The sequence below is a fragment of the Mesorhizobium sp. DCY119 genome (assembly GCF_003590645.1).
In the GTDB taxonomy this organism is placed as follows: Bacteria; Pseudomonadota; Alphaproteobacteria; order Rhizobiales; family Rhizobiaceae; genus Mesorhizobium_M.
Genome location: NZ_CP031834.1, coordinates 1,873,213 through 1,887,322, shown reverse-complemented (window position 1 = coordinate 1,887,322; position 14,110 = coordinate 1,873,213). Strand labels below are relative to the sequence as shown.

Annotated in this window: 13 protein-coding genes; 10 read left to right on the top strand and 3 right to left on the bottom strand. The window is 61.2% G+C overall.

Annotated elements, in window-relative coordinates; translation table 11 throughout:
* Both DZG07_RS09175 and DZG07_RS09170 read right to left on the bottom strand, forming a co-directional pair.
* Positions 1-1,062 (bottom strand): 2Fe-2S iron-sulfur cluster binding domain-containing protein, encoded by a 1,062-nt coding sequence (locus DZG07_RS09175; RefSeq protein WP_119816202.1) that lies wholly within the window; start codon positions 1,060-1,062, stop codon positions 1-3.
* A 52-nt stretch (positions 1,063-1,114) separates the two neighbouring features.
* Positions 1,115-2,788 carry an aromatic/alkene/methane monooxygenase hydroxylase/oxygenase subunit alpha gene (locus tag DZG07_RS09170; RefSeq protein WP_197716844.1) on the bottom strand — a complete coding sequence of 558 codons (1,674 nt, stop codon included), beginning with the start codon at positions 2,786-2,788 and terminating at the stop codon, positions 1,115-1,117.
* Between the two features lie 566 nt (positions 2,789-3,354).
* Here DZG07_RS09170 and DZG07_RS09165 point away from each other — a divergent pair.
* From DZG07_RS09165 to DZG07_RS09150, 4 genes are read left to right on the top strand one after another with little or no spacing between them, the layout of a single operon-like run.
* The gene (locus DZG07_RS09165) at positions 3,355-3,828 is read left to right on the top strand and encodes a hypothetical protein (RefSeq protein ID WP_091913109.1); all 474 of its coding nucleotides are present in this window, start codon (positions 3,355-3,357) and stop codon (positions 3,826-3,828) included.
* A 12-nt stretch (positions 3,829-3,840) separates the two neighbouring features.
* A complete protein-coding gene (locus DZG07_RS09160; protein ID WP_119816200.1) occupies positions 3,841-4,155 on the top strand; it encodes a hypothetical protein in 315 nt (104 codons plus the stop codon).
* A 14-nt stretch (positions 4,156-4,169) separates the two neighbouring features.
* The gene (locus DZG07_RS09155) at positions 4,170-5,297 is read left to right on the top strand and encodes a WD40 repeat domain-containing protein (RefSeq protein ID WP_119816198.1); all 1,128 of its coding nucleotides are present in this window, start codon (positions 4,170-4,172) and stop codon (positions 5,295-5,297) included.
* A 32-nt stretch (positions 5,298-5,329) separates the two neighbouring features.
* A complete protein-coding gene (locus DZG07_RS09150; RefSeq protein ID WP_162931585.1) occupies positions 5,330-5,506 on the top strand; it encodes a hypothetical protein in 177 nt (58 codons plus the stop codon).
* Between the two features lie 124 nt (positions 5,507-5,630).
* Here DZG07_RS09150 and DZG07_RS09145 read toward each other — a convergent pair whose 3' ends face one another.
* Positions 5,631-6,488 (bottom strand): DeoR/GlpR family DNA-binding transcription regulator, encoded by an 858-nt coding sequence (locus DZG07_RS09145; protein WP_245429609.1) that lies wholly within the window; start codon positions 6,486-6,488, stop codon positions 5,631-5,633.
* A 454-nt stretch (positions 6,489-6,942) separates the two neighbouring features.
* On the opposite strand from DZG07_RS09145, the gene DZG07_RS09140 reads away from it, so the two are divergent.
* From DZG07_RS09140 to DZG07_RS09115, 6 genes are all read left to right on the top strand, one after another.
* Positions 6,943-7,455, top strand: a complete 513-nt coding sequence (locus tag DZG07_RS09140; protein WP_119816189.1) for a TRAP transporter small permease subunit — start codon at positions 6,943-6,945, stop codon at positions 7,453-7,455.
* A complete protein-coding gene (locus DZG07_RS09135; protein WP_119816186.1) occupies positions 7,452-8,789 on the top strand; it encodes a TRAP transporter large permease subunit in 1,338 nt (445 codons plus the stop codon). Before DZG07_RS09140 ends, DZG07_RS09135 begins: the two co-directional genes overlap by 4 nt.
* A 46-nt stretch (positions 8,790-8,835) precedes the next feature.
* A complete protein-coding gene (locus tag DZG07_RS09130) occupies positions 8,836-9,930 on the top strand; it encodes a twin-arginine translocation signal domain-containing protein (RefSeq protein ID WP_119816183.1) in 1,095 nt (364 codons plus the stop codon).
* A gap of 148 nt (positions 9,931-10,078) precedes the next feature.
* Positions 10,079-11,479: an NAD(P)/FAD-dependent oxidoreductase gene (locus DZG07_RS09125; protein WP_119821554.1), complete on the top strand. Its 1,401-nt coding sequence runs from the start codon at positions 10,079-10,081 to the stop codon at positions 11,477-11,479.
* Positions 11,476-12,702, top strand: coding sequence for an FAD/NAD(P)-binding oxidoreductase (locus DZG07_RS09120; RefSeq protein WP_119816180.1), 1,227 nt, complete (start codon positions 11,476-11,478; stop codon positions 12,700-12,702). Before DZG07_RS09125 ends, DZG07_RS09120 begins: the two co-directional genes overlap by 4 nt.
* Positions 12,702-14,096, top strand: coding sequence for an FGGY family carbohydrate kinase (locus DZG07_RS09115; protein ID WP_119816177.1), 1,395 nt, complete (start codon positions 12,702-12,704; stop codon positions 14,094-14,096). The genes DZG07_RS09120 and DZG07_RS09115 overlap by 1 nt, the downstream gene beginning before the upstream one ends.
* Positions 14,097-14,110: the final 14 nt, after the last annotated feature.

Sequence of the window (14,110 nt, the reverse complement as noted above, 5' to 3'; positions counted from 1 at the left end):
TCAATGAGCCGGCGTTGCACCTGCCGATGTGGTGAACTTGTCGAAGAAGATCCGCTCCGTTTCGAAGCCGTTCATGAACAGGACCGGTTGGAGCGCGTCGATCATGGGAGGCGGACCACAGGCATGGACATCGCCCTGCCCGTCGACCGCCAGTTGCTTGAGCGTGGCATCGACGCTCTGGTGGACGAAACCGCGCTCGCCTTGCCATTCGGTGTCGTCAGCCGCGTGCGACAGCACGGGGATGAAGGTGACATCCGAATTCTGGCCGACGAGTTCGGCGATCCTCTCGAGATAGAACAGGTCGTTGCGGGTCCGGGCGCCGTAGAAGAAATAGACGGGTCGCTTTTCACCGCTTTTCAGATGGTCGTTGAGGATCGACCAGATCGGCGACATGCCGGATCCGGCACCGACCAGGATCAAAGGTCCTTGCCGTTCATCCCGGCGGAAGCAGGTTCCGTAGGGTCCGACGACGGTGACTTCGGCACCGGCCTCGATTCCTCCGGAATCGAGTTCGCCGGAGAATTTTCCCTCAGGGTATTTTTTGATGATGAAGGAAAGTTTTTGGGTTTGGTCCGGCGTATTTGCCATGGAGAACGAGCGCGTAATCGTCTCCCCTTTTTGCGTTGTAACCGTGATGTCGACATATTGCCCCGCCCAGAACTTCATTGGGGACCCGAGTTCGATTTCGATACCGCGTATGTCGTGGGTGAGATGCTCGATGTGAGCAATCCGGCCCTTGTAGGGCTTCACGGCGATCGCTTTCGCCAAGATCTCCTCGTCATAGTTGAGAAGCTCGACTTCCAGGTCGGAGTAGGCGATGCAGCGGCACAAGAGTATGTGCCCGCTCTCCTTCTCCATGTCGTTCAGCGCGAAGGTAGAGTATTTCAGCATGTCGACTTCGCCATCGAGCAACACGCTTTTGCAGGCCGAGCATTGCCCTTCCTTGCAGCCATGCGGCAGGGCGATGCCCTGGCGGAACGCGGCGTTAAGCACCGTTTCGCCATGTTCGACGTCGAATTCGACGTTGACCGGGCTAAGCCTGACCGTGTGGGTTTCCGACATACGGACCTCCAGTGAAAGAATGGGGGCGGTGAGGCCCGCCCCCTCTGTCTGATCAGTTGCAGGGGTTGATCGTGAAGCCGGCCCGGTATTCAGCCAGATGCTTCTCGCGGTCCTCCGGCGACATGGCACGAAGCGCGTTGAGCGGCGAACCCAGCGTGTTGCCGCGCACGTCGTCGAGCGTCCACATCTCCTTGTCGTCGAAGCGCAGATGCGGCTGCGGAACCAGCGTCTTGCCGTCGGAACGGACGAAGTTCAGGTCCTTGATCGCATCGGCCAGATCCCAGCCGTCATAGAGCGTCTCCCACTCGCGCTTGCCGCTGAAGCGGCCCATCGCGGGCGTCGGACGGCCCTCGTACTCGTCAGCGAAGGCCACTGTGGCGGTCCACTTGTCGAGTTCGTGGGCGAAGGTGTGAAGCTGGCCGTCGATCTCGCCGACCACCATGTCCTCGCGGATCAGGCAGGGGACGAGGCAGGACCAGCAGCGGTGCGGGTAGACGTAGCCGACGTCGCTGTTGAACAGCAGCACCTTCTCGCCCTTGTGGCTGAGCTTGGCATACCATTTCCAGAAATCGCCGAATTCGGCGTACCAGCCTGGATACTTGTGCTCGAACCACTCGAAGTCCTTGTCGGTCTGGGCTTCGATGCGCCAGAAATTGACCGGCCAGCCGACCGCGAAGAATTGTCCGACCTTATGGACGTAGTTCTTCTTGGTGATGCGCTCCCAGGCGGCCTGGACGTCGTCGTGATGGACCTTGATGCCGTATTTTTCGAGCGGCAGCATGTAGGTGCGGTAGTAGTCCTCATAGATCCAGCGGTGCCACATTTCCGCGTAGGACTCCTTGTTCTTGTCGCGGTTGGTGGTGCCGTATTCGATGAAGGTGCCGATGGCGGCATCAACGATCGCATGGTTCTGCCAGAAGGCGTAACGCAGGTCGCGCTCGAGCAGCAGGTGGTTCTCCGGCTCCTTGAGTGCAGCCATCAGCAGCGAATGGCCGTTACCGATATGCCGGCTTTCGTCAGACTGCACCGACAGGAAAACCGTCGGCAGCGCGTAGTCGCCGTTGCGGGCAGCTTCCGAAGGCATGGCAACGAACAACGTGTTGGTGAAGGCAGTCTCGGCAACCACGGTCAGGTACATGCAGGCGGCAGTCATCGTGTCGCCGGTGATGAACCCCTCGGCGAACTGACGGCCGATGGTCGTGGCATAACACTTTCCGAAGGCTTCCTCTGTGATGTCGAAGCCGGCCGGATCGATGTAGTTCTCCATGTACCATTTCTTCAGATTCATCTGGATCGTCGAGTGCCGGAACTCGTCGATCATCTGCATGGTGAAGCCGGTTCTGAGTTCCTCGCCGGGTGCGATACGCGCGACCATCGCCATCGAGCGGGCGGCGGAAATTTCCGGGAAGGGAATGATGGCCAGGAAGAGTTTCATCCACTCGACCCAGCGCGGTTCAACATTGCGGAACATGTCGCCACGCAACGCCGCATCGAGCGCGCCGTAGACACGGTTGTCCTTTTCTTCCTGCATCGGGAAATAGGACCGCAGAACCTGCTTCATCGGGTCGCGCGGTGTCTTGTTGATCTTGTAGTCCGTCGGAAACGTCATCGCTTCCTGGACATAGGAAGGGTTCCAACCGAGATCGGAAATCTTCTTGGTTGCCTCGCCGACGGAGATTCCGCGCTGCGAGGTAATCTTGTTGAGCGTCAGAGACGTCATAGTCATAAGCCTCCACCAGGTTTAAGCCGCAGGCCTATCGACCCCGGCATGAAGCGGTGCAGTGCACCGCCAGTGAAAGTGCGAGCGGCATGACAATGGATCGCGCCTTCAGGCACGACTTGCGTCCGGCCATTCAAGTGGATCGCGGCAAAGGTATTCGAGGCGTTTTGCAGGAGGTCCGCCGGGCGCCGCACATTGCTGCGGGCGTATCGAAGCGGATAGTATTTACCCCTGCTCCCTCCGTTCCTTCGTTCTTTTGGCACCGCGTAAAACGCGGTGGGCTTCTTATGCAAAATGGTAAAGCAAATGCCGTGCCAGTTTCAAATCGCGCCGCAGCCCGACACCCGCGATGAATTCGCAACTCTTTTTGCGAACAATAATTCGGTCAACTGTAACGTTATTTTACATTTGTATATTACGCTTGTAACTGATTACAGCCTTCTCGCATATGCGATATATTGCTTAGCATGTGCAATATAATTGAAATTTTACATCATCTATTCAATTCATCATATTTCTCTACTATTTGAAGGCGAAGCCCTGAGGCCATCGCTGCGCAAGAAAGAGAAATCATGCCGAACGATAAGGACAGCCGAGGGCCGCCCTCGCCCATGTCGGATCAGGCCGACGGCGTCACCGGCGATCTTGTCAGACTGATGCCGCGCGACCTGGTTTTTGTCATGCGTTTCATGGGCGAGAGCCAGTATCGTCTTCAAAGCCACTTTCAGGACTTCATCCGGGCCGAGCTTGCAGCCGGCGGCGTCACCACGGAAACGCATCCGATGATCCATCTGTTCATCGAGAGCCATGCGATCCTGCTGCGCGACTTCGTCTTTTCCGGCGTTTCTCTGTCGCGCCAGTTCCGCGTCGACGAAATCGAGCGGCTCACCGGCGACACCACATCGATGATCCGCGTCGACATTTGGGACCAGCTCAAGAGCCACATCGAAACGGCAGAAAAGCAGTTCCAGTCGCAGGCTGACGGCTTGCCCGGCCTGCTGACGCCTTTCGAAAAGCCGGCCGGGCCGGTGCCTGAGAAGAAGTAAGAGGAGGTCTCGATGAAGGATCAAGCCGCCGCGCGTGAAGCGCTGCTGGTCCGTCGGCTGGCTCTCGTCGCCAATGTCTCCGCACTCACCGCCGAGGCGCTGCGGCTCAACCAGAAGCGCGCCGGTATCGATATGGACGTGCTGCGCCTGAAACTCGAAATCGGCAGGAACGGTACCAGCGAGCAACTGGTGCGGGATTTGCATGAGGCACAGGAGAGCGCCGAGGCGATCATTCACGAATGTGCGGCGTGCGAGGAACGCATCGTCGCTGCCGAGAGCGACGTCGAGGACGTGGATCGCAGGCTCGCGGCGACAGTTACAGACTGACAAAGGGAATGACCATGAACCAGCAAGCGATGCAAAATCTGACCTTGTTCGATCTGCTGGCCCGAAGCTGGCGGCGTCCATCGGCTGTCTCTGATCTGTGCTTCAGCGCTGATGGCTCGGCTGTTGCCTTCGCATCCGTGGACGGAACCGTCGCCATCGCATCAGTGGCGGACCAGGAACCGCCGGAATCGCGGATCAGGGTGAGCAGCGATCTCGGTCAGACGACCATTCGCCCGCGCGAAAAGCCGACAGTGCCGTTGATTGCCACTGCGGCACTGGCCGACGGCGATGTGCCGCTCACTGCCTATCTGGACTCAGGATTTCTGATTGGCACGGCTGCGGGCGAAGTGCAGCATCTGACGGTTGGCGGCGAAATCGCGGAGACCCTGTTCAAGATCGACGGTCCGATCGTGGCCATCGACCACAGCGCCGGCGCGGGTGTGACAGCGGTCAGCAATGGGCGCGATATCTATCTGTCGCGCGGTCACGACGATGCGGTGAAACTGGAACACGGCGAGGCATTGCCCGCCGGTGCGCTCTCCTTTTCATCGGACGGGCAGCATCTGGCCTTCGGCCTGGGTAACGGGCTGTCGATCTGGTCCGTCGAAGGCGACGCCGCGCAGATGCGCCTCATACCCCTTTCAGCGCCGCCGGTTTCGATCCGCTGGAACAGCGACGGCTCGTGGCTGGCCTGCGGGCTCGAAAAAGCGGGCTTTGCTTTGGTCAGCATGGCTGACAGCCGCCATGGCATCGTCGCGGGATTTCCGTCGCCTGTAAGCAGGGTGTGCTGGAGTTCACCGGCAACTGCCCTGTTTGCGTCGGGCGCGTTCCGCATTGCCGGGTGGTCGATGGTCGCGCCGCCCTTTGATGGAGAAACTTCGGGCGCGCTGGAGTCAGGTCGCGCCGGGCTCGTACTGGTCGAAACGATAGCGGCGCATCCTGAGAAGAAGCTCGTCGCCGCAGGTTATGCCAACGGCAAGATCACCATCGCCCAGATCGGCGTGCGCGACGAACTTCTCGTCAGGCCATTAGGCAGCGCGGTGACCGCATTTGCCTGGTCTGGCGACGGGCATCATCTGGCGATGGGCGCAGTCGACGGCACCGCCGCGATCGTCACCTTTCCAGCGCAGATGTTCAAATAGCGCAAGCAAGCCCCATGAAACAGGAGGATGAAATGCAGACGACCGAACTTACCCCCGAGGAGAAGAGCAAGGACATCTTCTTCGAAAGGCTCGCCGAACTATCGGAAGAGATGGTGGCCAAGCACGGCAAGGATTTCAGCATGGGCGCGCTGGTGCTCGCCGCGCGCTGGATCGCTGAAAACCGCATTGGCCAGTTGAAGACGAACTAGATTCCGGCGGCAGGGATACCCAATTGATGCCATTTCCATCGGCAGCGGGCCCAACGGCGGCGTCGCGTTGAGGCCTATCGAACGACGGCAAGTTCGGCGCGGCGTCAAATCGCCTGAATTGCCCTCACCCAGAAACGATCACATCAATGCCGGCAGCAGAAAGCGCGGCCTGTATCGTCTCACCCGGCGGCACATCGGTCACGAGGGTGTCTATGCGGGCAAGCGGCACGACCTCGAAGACTGCGCGGCGGTCGAACTTGCTGTGATCGGCAAGCACCGTCACGCGGTCAGCCCGCTCGATCATGGCTTTTGCCACTTCGGCCTCCTGAAGGTCGAAATCCATGACGCAGTTTGCGTCGATCGCGCCGATCGTGATGACGGCATGGCGGACACGGAACTTGCCGATCTGCTCAAGGGCGAGAGGGCCGAGGCTCTCGCCGGCATCCGAGCCGTAGGCGCCACCGATCAGAAAGACCTTGTGACTGGGATTGCTTGCCACCGTCGCCGCGATCCGCGGTGAATTTGTGATGATGACTAGCGCCTCGAGCCCCACCAGCGCCTCGGCCATCGCAACCGTGGTGCTGCCCGTATCGATAAAGAGCGAGTCTTCCGCCTGGAAGAGACGGGCTGCTGCCTGAGCGATCTTTCTCTTGGCTTCGGCGTTTTGTGCCAGCCGCAGCGCGTATGGCCCCTCCATTTCCATGGCCGACGTGGATATGGTCATCACACGCGCGCCGCCGTGAAATTTTCGGACCTTACCCCGCGCGTCGAGACGGGTAAGGTCGCGGCGGATCGTCTCCCGCGAAACCACCAGGGCTTCCGCCAGTTCGTCCACCGTCATTTCACCTGCGCGGCCAAGCATCGCGACGATTTGATCCTGGCGTTCGGATGGCTGCATTTTGGTGCCTTCTGTCAGCGCGAATCGAGGCGAACCGCAATCTGCCACACAAACACCGATATAGCGAAGAGACCGTTCGGTCAATATTTACTGTCACGATGTGACTGTTCGGTCAATATTGGCGATGAATTGCGATCATTCGGTCATATTTTTGAAAGTTTGGTCTTCACTTCCCTCAAAAACCGGTTAGAGTGCTCGCAGATGCGAGAAAGGGGCAAACTCGCGCGCATCTGTCGTTGAGGGCGATACAAGGGGAACAACATGACTGCTTTTCAGAAACGCTTCGTATTGCCGTAGCGGCGCTTAGCCGGCGGGATACTGCATCGCACCGAAGTGCGGCTGCACATTTGTCGGCAATCCAACGGGCGAATTGAGCGGACTCGGGCCTTGCCGACTCCGGACGATTTTTTGCGCCCAGATGAAAGCCGGCTTTCGCCGATGGGGACATTGGCAAAAGCCGACGGGGCAGCGTTCGCAAAGTGGGGAACGGAGTGGACATGAAACCAAAGAACATTAAACAGCCGATGGGAGAACGCCATTGCATCCGCTGATTGCCGGTTATGTCCGCTGGACGGATCGGATATCCGATTATGTCGGCTACCTCGCCGCGTCGCTCATCTTTTTCATGGGCGGTACGCTGATCTTCGATGCAATCACCCGCAATCTCCTCAAGATGCCCGTCCACTGGGCGGTAGAACTCACGCAGTTCACCCTTGCTGCCTATTATTTCATGGGCGGCCCGATCACGCTCAAGAACAACGATCACGTCCGCATGGACCTCTGGTATTCGGGGCTCTCCGAACGCGGCAAGGCCAAGGTCGATCTCGCCACCATCGGCTGCATGATCTTCTATCTCGGCGTGTTGCTCGCGGGCTCCATCTCCAGCCTGCAATACGCGCTAGCCACCAATGAACGGCGCTTCTCGATCTGGAATCCTTCGGTGATTCCCATCAAGTCGCTGATGGTGGTCTGTCTCGTGCTGATGCTGATGCAGGCGGTATCGCTTGTCTTCAAGCACATCGCCACCCTGCGCGGAGAGGACCTGCGATGAGCTACGAGATGATCGCACTTCTCATGTTCGCTTCGATGGTGATCCTGCTCGTATCCGGGCAACGTGTTTTTGCCGCCATCGGTTTCGTGGCAGCCGGCGCGGCGTTGCTGCTTTATGGTCCAGGTGCTGCCGACCTGCCGTTCAACCAGGTGTTCAAGCTGTTCAACTGGTACGCGATGCTGACGCTGCCCATGTTCATCTACATGGGCTGCATCCTGTCGGAGTCCGGCATCGCCGAAGACCTCTACAAGATGCTGCACGTCTGGTTCGGGCGCTTGCGCGGCGGCCTGGCCATCGGCACGATCTTCCTGATGGTGATCATCTCGGCGATGAACGGGCTCTCGGTCGCCGGCATGGCAATCGGCGCCACGATCGCACTGCCGGAGATGTTGCGGCGCGGCTACGACAAGGTGCTGATTTCCGGCGTCATACAGGGTGGGTCGTCCCTCGGCATCCTGATTCCGCCATCAGTCGTGATGGTGCTTTACGGCATGATCGCCCGTCAGCCGGTGTCGAAGCTGTGGTTCGCCGGGCTTATCCCGGGCCTGCTCATGGCCGGACTTTTCGTCCTCTATGTCGTCATCCGTGCCAGGCTCAACCCGAAGCTTGCCCCGACTGTCGCCGACGAAGAGCTGAACATGCCGCTTGGCGAGAAGCTCAAGCTGGCGCGGGCGGGCATCGTGCCCTTTGCCATCTTCTTCTTCATGACCGGGCTGTTCGTGTTCGGCTACACCAGCCTGGTCGAAAGCTCCGCGGTCGGCGCGTCGGCGGCCACGCTGGCAGCCATTCTCAAGGGTCGGTTCACCTGGAGGCTGGTGCGCGAGACGTCTATGAAGACCCTCGCCGTCTCCTGCATGTTCCTGTGGCTCATCCTCGCCGCCCTCGCCTTCGGCGCGGTGTTCGACGGCCTGGGCGCGGTGAAGGCGATCGAGAGCGTCTTCATTCACCAGTGGGACCTCAATCCCTGGACCATCATCATCATGATGCAGGTCAGCTTCATCATCATGGGAATGTTCCTCGACGACACAGCGATGCTGGTCATCGTGGCACCCCTCTATATCCCGCTGGTAAAGCTGCTCGACCTCGGCTTCGATAACCAGCTGATCTGGTTCGGCGTGCTTTACACGATCACCTGCCAGATCGCCTACATCACCCCGCCCTTCGGGTACAATTTGTTCCTGATGCGCTCGCTGGCGCCTAAGGAAATCACCCTGATCGACATCTACAAGTCCATCTGGCCCTTCGCCCTGATCATGATGCTCACCATCGCACTGGTGATGATCTTCCCCGGGCTCGCGCTATGGCTTCCGGAACAAATGAGAGTGAAAGGCTGATCGCCAGATCGGCCAGGAGTGTCCTTAATAACCAGAGGAGAACAAGGTGACAGAAGAAACGAAAAAACAGAGTGCTTCCCAGAAGATACTTTCCACGCGCCGTCATTTCCTGACCAACGCAGGCCTGGGCGTGGGCGCTGCAGTGGCGGGCTCGACGCTCGCTGCGCCTTATGTCAACGCCCAGAGCGGCCCGATCAAGTGGCGGCTCCAAACCTATTCGGGAGCGCCACTCGGGGCGCATGTCATCAAGCCGCAGATCGATGCCTTCAACAAGGCGGCCAACGGCGAGATGGAAATCGAACTCTATTACGCCGATCAGCTCGTTCCCACGTCCGACCTCTTCCGCGCCCTTCAGAGCGGGACGATCGACGCCGTGCAATCGGACGAGGCCACGATGGCCTCGCCGGTCGATATCGCCGTGTTCGGCGGCTACTTCCCCTTCGCCACGCGCTACAGTCTCGATGTGCCGGCACTGTTCCGCTACTACGGCCTGAAAGAGATCTGGGAAGAAGCCTACGCGGAAGTTCCCAACGTCACCTGGCTTTCCGCCGGCGCCTGGGATCCGCTGCAGATATTTACCGTGGACAAGCCGATCCGCAGCCTGGCCGACATGCAGGGCCTGCGCGTGTTCGGGGTGCCGACCGCCGGCAAGTTCCTCTCGCGCTACGGCCTCGTGCCGGTCACCATTCCGTGGGACAATGTCGAAGTGTCGCTGCAGACAGGCGAGCTCGACGGTGTCGCGTGGTGCGGCTTTACCGAAGCCTACGAGGTGGGTTGGGCCGATGTCTGCAAGTACGCGCTCACCAACTCCCTCACCGGCGCATGGTTCGGCAGCTACTTTGCCAACACGGCGAGCTGGGAAAAGGTGCCGCCGCATCTGCAAGAGCTTTTCCGCATCACCATCGACCAGTCGCACTATTACCGCGATGTCTGGTACTGGGGCGGCGAGGCGAAACTGCGCGTCGAGGGCGAAAAGCTGGAACTGACCTCGCTGCCTGCCGACGAATGGAACCAGGTGGTCAAGGACGCGGAAAGCTTCTGGGACGAGACCGCCTCATCCAGCCCGCGCGCCGGCAAGGTCGTCGCGGCTTTCAAGAAGTACAGCGAGACGATGCAGAAGGCCGGATACCCGTACCGCTGATCGTCGCATCGTAAAACCCTAGAACGCTCCGCCCTCGCAGGGGCGGAGCCGGTGGTCGCGGGTGCCAGCGCATCGCCCTCCCATTTGGGCGATCTGCCCTGCCACGCCGCTCCGGCCTCCAGACATGACGCATGAAAGGGAGCCGCCGATGCTCCAAACCCCTCACCCGGAATCGTACGACGTCGCCATCATCGGCGCGGGCGTTGTCGGTTGTGCTGTCGCGCGGCGCTTCGCGCTCGCCGGGGCAAAAGTGGTGCTGATCGAAAAAGGCGCAGACATGCTGTCCGGCGCATCCAAGGCCAACAGCGCCATTCTTCACACCGGTTTCGATGCGCCGCCGGACAGTCTCGAACTCGAGCTCATCCGGGCGGGCCGCGAGGAATATCTTGAGATACGCGAAAGCCTGAACCTTGCACTGATGAAAACCGGTGCCCTCGTCTGCGCCTGGAGCGGTGAGGACGCGGAAAAGCTTGAAGACATCGAGAAGCAAGGCCGGGCGAACGGCGTGTCTGAACTCAGATTGCTTTCCGCATCCTCGGCGCGCGAGACAATGCCAGGATTAGCCGCCCGGCTCGTCGCCGCGCTGGAGGTGGAGGGGGAGCACATCATCGACCCATGGTCCGCCCCCCTCGCCTATCTTACCCAGGCCGTGGCCATGGGTGCACGTTTTCTGCGGGGAACGGAACTTCTCAACGGTACATTCGGTGGCCGCTGGGCGCTCAAGACAACGAATGGTGATGTCCATGCCTCGGCGGTCGTGAACGCCGCCGGACTTTACGGGGACGTGGTGGATCAGCGACTTGGCTTTGCGGCCGAATTCCGGATCAAGCCCCGCAAAGGGCAGTTCGTCGTGCTCGACAAGGCGGCCCGCCGCCATGTCCCCCGCATCGTGCTGCCCGTGCCCACCGCAACCACCAAGGGCATCGTTGTCTGCCCCACGGCATTCGGCAATGTGCTGATCGGCCCCACGGCGGAGGAGCAGGAAGACCGGGTTCGCGCGACCGTAGAAAGCGGAACCTTGCAGACCCTGCTGCAGCGAGGCGCCGAAATCGTACCCGCACTTGCCGGTATTCCCGTGACGGCCGTCTATGCCGGTCTGCGGCCGGCGACGGAGGAGAAGGCATATCGCATTTATGCCAGGCCCGAAAAACGCGCCATCACACTGGGCGGCATCCGCTCCACCGGCCTGAGCGCAGCACTCGGCCTTGCCCAGCACGCGATGAAACTCCACGCAGCCTTCGCTGAAAAATTCGATGCGCCCGCTTTGGTCCCGGATGTATCCGTACCCAACCTTACGGAAACCATGGAGCGCGACTGGCAGCGTCCAGACCATGGCGAAATCATCTGTCACTGCGAACTCGTCACCATGCGCGAGATCGAAGCAGCGATGTCGAGCCCGGTTCCACCCGGCGATTTCGGCGGCTTGCGGCGGCGTACACGCGCCGGAATGGGCCATTGCCAGGGTTTTTACTGCAATGCGCGCCTTGCTGCCATGACGAAAGGGCAGCTTGCGACCTCCCTCGCCGCTGGGGAGCAGGGCAAACAATGAGCACCGTCGCGGACGTGATCGTTGTCGGTGGCGGGCCGGCGGGCGTTGCCGCAGCCGTCGAATTGCGCCGGCGGGGCGTGAAGCATGTCACCATTGTCGACCGGGAACCGCATCTCGGCGGGGCGACACGGCATTGCAGTCATTCGCCCTTCGGCATGCGGGAATTCGGACGCCTCTATTTCGGCGCGGCCTACGGCCGCCGGCTCGAACGATCGGCCGCTGCGGCGGGTGTTGAAGTGTTAACGGGACATTCGGTCGTCTCCCTTGGAGCGCAAGGGTCGTTGACTGTCACCTCCCCGCGCGGCATCGAAACGATCAGCGCGAAGCGCGTGGTGATCGCCACCGGCGCGCGGGAAACGCCGCGTTCGGCCCGTTTCATCTCCGGCGATCGCCCGGTCGGGGTCATCACGACAGGAACGCTGCAGTCCTATGCGGCTTTCCATGGCCTCATGCCTTTCCGTCGCCCGTTGATCGTCGGGTCGGAGCTCGTCTCCTACTCGGCGCTGCTCACCTGCCTTGCGCATGGGGCAAGGCCGGTAGCGATGGTCGAGCCGAATCCTTACGCGCTGGCGCGGGCACCCTTCACCTGGTTTCCGCGTCTTGCGGGTATCCCGTTTCATTGCGGCGCCGAGCTGATCGATATCGTGGGCCAGAACCGGGTCGAGGCGGCCACGATCAGGCTCGAAAACGGCTCGGTGCAAACGCTTGCCTGTGACGGCGTCCTGCTGACCGGATGCTTTACGCCGGAATCGGCACTTCTGCTGCGCTCTCTCTCGGGTGTCGCTCCCGGGAGCGCCGGACCAGCCATCGATCAGGACGGACGGATGCAGAACCCGGCTTACTTTGCGGGCGGCAATGTGCTGCGCGCCGTGGAGACGGCCGGCTGGTCTTTCCGCGAAGGGCGCAGGGTCGGAGCAGCCGTCGCAGAAGATCTCGCGCGCGGCACCGCTGGGGAAGCACCCGTGGCCGTAGGCTTCGACGGACCCGTAAAACTGGTGGTTCCGGGCCTTCTGCGCCGAAATGGACTTGCCACCCCGGCTTTCCACGATTTCCAGCTGCGTTTCCAACGCCGCGTCCGCGGTTGTCTTTCGCTCGAACTCAACGGACGGGAAGTGTGGAGCCGTACAGGTCTCTGGCTGCCCGAACGGCGCATTCTCGTGCCGATCCCGCCCACGGCATTCACCGCGGAAAGCGTCAATTTCCGTTTCACGGAGGAAAGCTGATGCGTGTCGCGGCCGTCGATCAAGGCACGACCTCAACCCGCTGCCTGGTGGTCGAGGACGGCGGAAAGGCACGGGTCGCTGCAGGCATTCGCCATGCGCAGCATCACCCCGCGCCGGGCCGGGTGGAGCACGATCCCGAAGAGCTTCTGCAAAACATCCGCTCCGTGCTCGATGCTGCCGGTCCCGTCGATGCCATCGCGATTGCAAACCAGGGCGAAAGCTGCCTGGCCTGGGACGCCAAAACCGGCAAGGCGCTGCATCCGGTCATCGTCTGGCAGGATGCGCGCACGGCCAGGGAACTCGAGGCCCTCGGAGCGGCAGCCGAGGCGCGCTCGAAAGCCGTTTGCGGGCTGCCGCTCGATCCATATTTCTCCGCGAGCAAGATGGCATGGCTGCTGAAGAATGTGCCCGCCGTATCGGAGGCACACACCCGAGGCCGACTGCGTCTCGGAACAACCGACGCCTTCTTCCTCGACCGCCTGTGCGGCTCGTTCAGAACCGACCTAGCGACCGCATCGCGCACTGGCCTGCTCGATCTCGCAAAGGGAAGCTGGAGCGCCGAGATGTGCGAGCTTCACGGCGTGCCGCTCGAATGCCTGCCGGAAATCGCTCCGGTCGACGGTGGCTTCGGCCTGCTCGGCGACACGCCGGTCAGGGTTTCCATTGTCGACCAGCAGGCCGCTCTTTACGGCCATGGTTGCCGTATGCCCGGCGACTGCAAGATCACCTTCGGCACAGGCGCCTTCCTGCTGGCCGTCAGCGGCAATGAACGACCAGAGGTCGAAGGCCTCCTGCCTACGATCGCCTGGAAAGAGCAAGGCAAGCCGGCAGTCTTTGCCATTGAGGGTGGGGTCTACGATGCTGGAGCCGCCCTTGAATGGGCGCGGTCAGTCGGCTTTTTCGCAGATGTTGGCGAGCTCGACGCCTTCGACGGGCCTTCCGCGCTCAGCCGGGGCATCGTCTTCGTGCCCGCGCTCTCCGGGCTCGCCGCTCCCTATTGGGACCGCGAGGCAGCGCCACTTCTCATCGGGATGGACCACGCAACGAGCAGACGCGATCTGGCGCGCGCGGTACTCGAAGGCATCGCAATGCTGACGGTCGGCCTTATCGATGAAGCCGCCCGGTCGGCCGGTGTCGGCAAAACCATCTCCATTGACGGCGGTATCTCGCAAAGCGCCTATTTCGCCCAGTTTCTGGCCTCGGCCAGCCGGCGCACCATCGTCGTGCCTGCAATGTTCGAGCTCACGGCTCTGGGCCTTGCCGAACTCGCCGGCATCGATTGCGCCCCCGCCCGCGCCACCACCAGGACTTTCCTGCCCGATAGCACCGTTTCCGACGCAGACCGCCGCCGCTTCACCAGGGCGGTCGAACGCGCACGCGGCTGGCGAGAATGAGTTGCTGGGGACTG